Raw genomic sequence first — 2,762 nt, forward strand, 5'->3', positions numbered from 1 at the left:
CGTGGGACAAGACGGGTCTCCGGGTCGGTCAGGACGTGTGGTCAGCGCTTCACATCCTGCCGCCGGGGACCCGTCCTACGTCCCGGCCCCTACCGCCCCGCTGTCAACAACCTCATGCACCGCAACACCTAGCCGTAGTGCCCACAGCAGCAGCCAATTAAGGCTTCTTCCAGGTCTGACCATGAGCGTCTTGCGACCGTGGTGTTGCCCCGCCCTGCAATAGCTGGCTGCTGCGACGCACCGTTTGCCATCGGTTGGTTCGGGTCGCTTCAACCATCGAGCCAGCTGACATGGGATTGGCACCCCGCTGGCGAGCATCGCGGTCGTACCAATATGAAATGCCCAGAAGTACTACAACGAATACCACTATTCCGGACCATACAAGCCACACCATTGGTGCCTCCAATCGGATGGCATCTGAAGGTAGCGGACAACTGCACCTTCGGTGGGACGGCTCAGCCTAGCGAGGCAAAGTGTCCGCAGACGGCCGTCTACCGGGACACGGCTCGGTCAGCTCACCGAGCTGACCAGCACAAACACCGAGCGTCCCGATAGACCCGTCCGATTTGTTTTCTCACAGAGGGGCGTCATACGGGACACTCGGAACGCCTAACGGCGCCGCTGCCGGACCCACAACACCGCGCCAACAACGCCGGCGGTCAGAGCTCCGGTGGCCAGGGCAGGCAGCACGCTAGGTCCGCCCTGTTTCTCGCAGTAGCCACCGGTCGGACTGTCTGCGCACATGGTCACCACGGGGATGGTCATCAGGCTCACCACCCAGACGATCGAGCCCACCACGACGCCAGCGACGATCGCAATGCGAACGGCGCGCCCGTTCACGACACCGCGCCGGTCGTGCTGGGCCGAGCAGCTGCAGCAATTGGCTGTCTCAGGGCGCGGACGACTGAGGAACGTCCGACCCCCAGCGACGCGGCGATCTCGTTGAGCGTGAGCCCTTGGGTGCGCAGGGCGGCAGCTGCTGCCACGCGCTGATCGGTCATGACGCTGGGGCGGCCACCCTTGCGGCCGCGGGCTCGGGCCGCGGCAAGGCCGGCCACGGTGCGTTCACGGATGAGCCGGCGTTCCATCTGCGCGACGGCGGCGAAGACGTGGAAGACGAGCTCACCACCCACGGTCGTGGTGTCTATGGCCTCGGTGGTCGACCGGAACTGGATGCCGCGCTCGGCCAGGTCGTTGACGATGCGCGTGAGGTCCTCCACCGATCGCCCAAGCCGGTCGATGCGCCAGACCGCGAGGGTGTCGCCGGAGCGTAGGTATTCCAGGCAAGCCGTCAGCTGTGGCCGCTGGGCAGTGGCGCCGGAGGCGAAGTCCGTGAACACCTTCGCAGCGCCAGCCGCGGTGAGCGCGTCGTGCTGCAGGGCCGGGTCCTGCTCGAGCGTGGACACCCGCGCGTAGCCGACCACCGTCATGCCGCCGACGCTAGCCGAGATGTCGATTCAAAAGACGCTGAGGCAGGGTTTGTGGGCCGTTGATTTCGGAACGGGTTTCGGTCCTGTCGAAGCAGGTGCCGACCTGGCGTTTCCCGACCGGCGGCCGACCCGGCCGCTGTGGTGTCACATACGGGGGTTTGTGACACGACGGGCCAAACATGTTGTGGCGCAGCCCTAGCGCCTGCATCGTGCTCCGGGTGCTGATCCGCAGAGAGACCCCGAACGACCGCGACGCCGTACACGCTGTCCACAACGCCGCGTTCGCCACCGAGGACGGATCGGTCGCGTTTGAGGCAACCCTGGTCGACGCCCTACGCGCCGCCGGAGACGTCATCCCAGCGCTGTCCCTGGTCGCCGAACGGGACGGCGCGGTCGTGGGGCACGTTCTCGGCAGCCGTGCGCAGCTCGCCGGCGCAACCTCGGTGGGCCTCGCGCCCCTGGGGGTCTTCCCCGACATGCAAGGGACCGGCATCGGCAGCGCGCTCATGCACGCTGTACTCGCGGCAGCTGACCCCCTCGACTTTCCCGAAGCCGTCCTTCTGGGAGACACCGGGTACTACCGGCGATTCGGCTTCCGCCCCGCCGAACCGCTGGGCATCAAGGCATCCGACCCGTCGTGGGCTGACCACTTCCAGGTACGGACCCTCCAGGCGTGGAGCGGCTAGCCCGGCGACTTCCACTACGCACCGGCCTTCGGCATCTGACAGCGCCCAGCCCGAATAAGGTCACCCCTCTCGGCCTCGCCAGGAGTTGGATGTGAACCTGGTTCTGGGCCCGATTCGGTAGGACCGCACACCGGGGTTTGTTGTCCGCACTGACTGCACTGCGACACGGGTTGCGGTGTGTGCTCCGGGAAGTCAGTGGGGCGGGACGACGCGCACCGGGGTGGCCCTGGTGTCCAGGGGTCGTCGACCAGGGCAGGCAATGGGCTGGCCCGGTCTCGGGGGGTGGGTGGCCACGACGACCGTGCAAGCGTGCCGATCGTGACGGGGCCGGCAACGCCGGATGCGAGGTGCGCCGACCCCTGCGCACCGCCGTCCCGGCACCGGTGCGTCGGGGTCGGACACCAGCTCTGGGCACTGGTCGGGTGGTCCATGGTCGAGCGGTCCTCTCCCGTTGTCCGGGGGTCCGTCAGCCCTGGAGGACGGTTCAGGCGTCGCGATCTCGGCGGCGTTCCATCGCCGGGCTCAGCGGTGGTCCTGCCGACTGGCGTGTGTCACCCCGCCCGCGTCACTCTTCCTCCGCGGTCCGGGCGGGTGGACTCGTGCGGTCGCCGTGGCCACGAGGTCGCGGGCCGGGCCGGCGGGGGGT

The 2,762-nt window shown here is 67.9% G+C and carries 3 protein-coding genes; 1 reads left to right on the forward strand and 2 read right to left on the reverse strand.

All coding sequences use genetic code 11. The features are described 5' to 3' along the window. Positions 1-609: 609 nt before the first annotated feature. Both LFA75_RS23635 and LFA75_RS23640 read right to left on the reverse strand, forming a co-directional pair. On the reverse strand, positions 610-840 hold the full coding sequence (locus LFA75_RS23635; protein ID WP_225236162.1) for a hypothetical protein: 231 nt from the start codon (positions 838-840) through the stop codon (positions 610-612). After that, positions 837-1,430: a recombinase family protein gene (locus LFA75_RS23640; protein WP_225236163.1), complete on the reverse strand. Its 594-nt coding sequence runs from the start codon at positions 1,428-1,430 to the stop codon at positions 837-839. Before LFA75_RS23640 ends, LFA75_RS23635 begins: the two co-directional genes overlap by 4 nt. 209 nt (positions 1,431-1,639) lie before the next feature. Between LFA75_RS23640 and LFA75_RS23645 the strand changes: the two genes are divergently transcribed. Then, complete coding sequence (locus tag LFA75_RS23645; RefSeq protein ID WP_225236164.1) at positions 1,640-2,116, forward strand: GNAT family N-acetyltransferase; 477 nt, start codon at positions 1,640-1,642, stop codon at positions 2,114-2,116. Positions 2,117-2,762: the final 646 nt, after the last annotated feature.

The sequence above is a fragment of the Klenkia terrae genome (genome assembly GCF_900491935.1).
GTDB classification, from domain to species: Bacteria; Actinomycetota; Actinomycetes; order Mycobacteriales; family Geodermatophilaceae; genus Klenkia; species Klenkia terrae.

What these genes read in the sequence shown, in the direction of transcription:
- LFA75_RS23640 (WP_225236163.1), bottom strand. Translation starts at nt 1,430, where the DNA reads ATGACGGTGGTCGGCTACGCGCGGGTGTCCACGCTCGAGCAGGACCCG.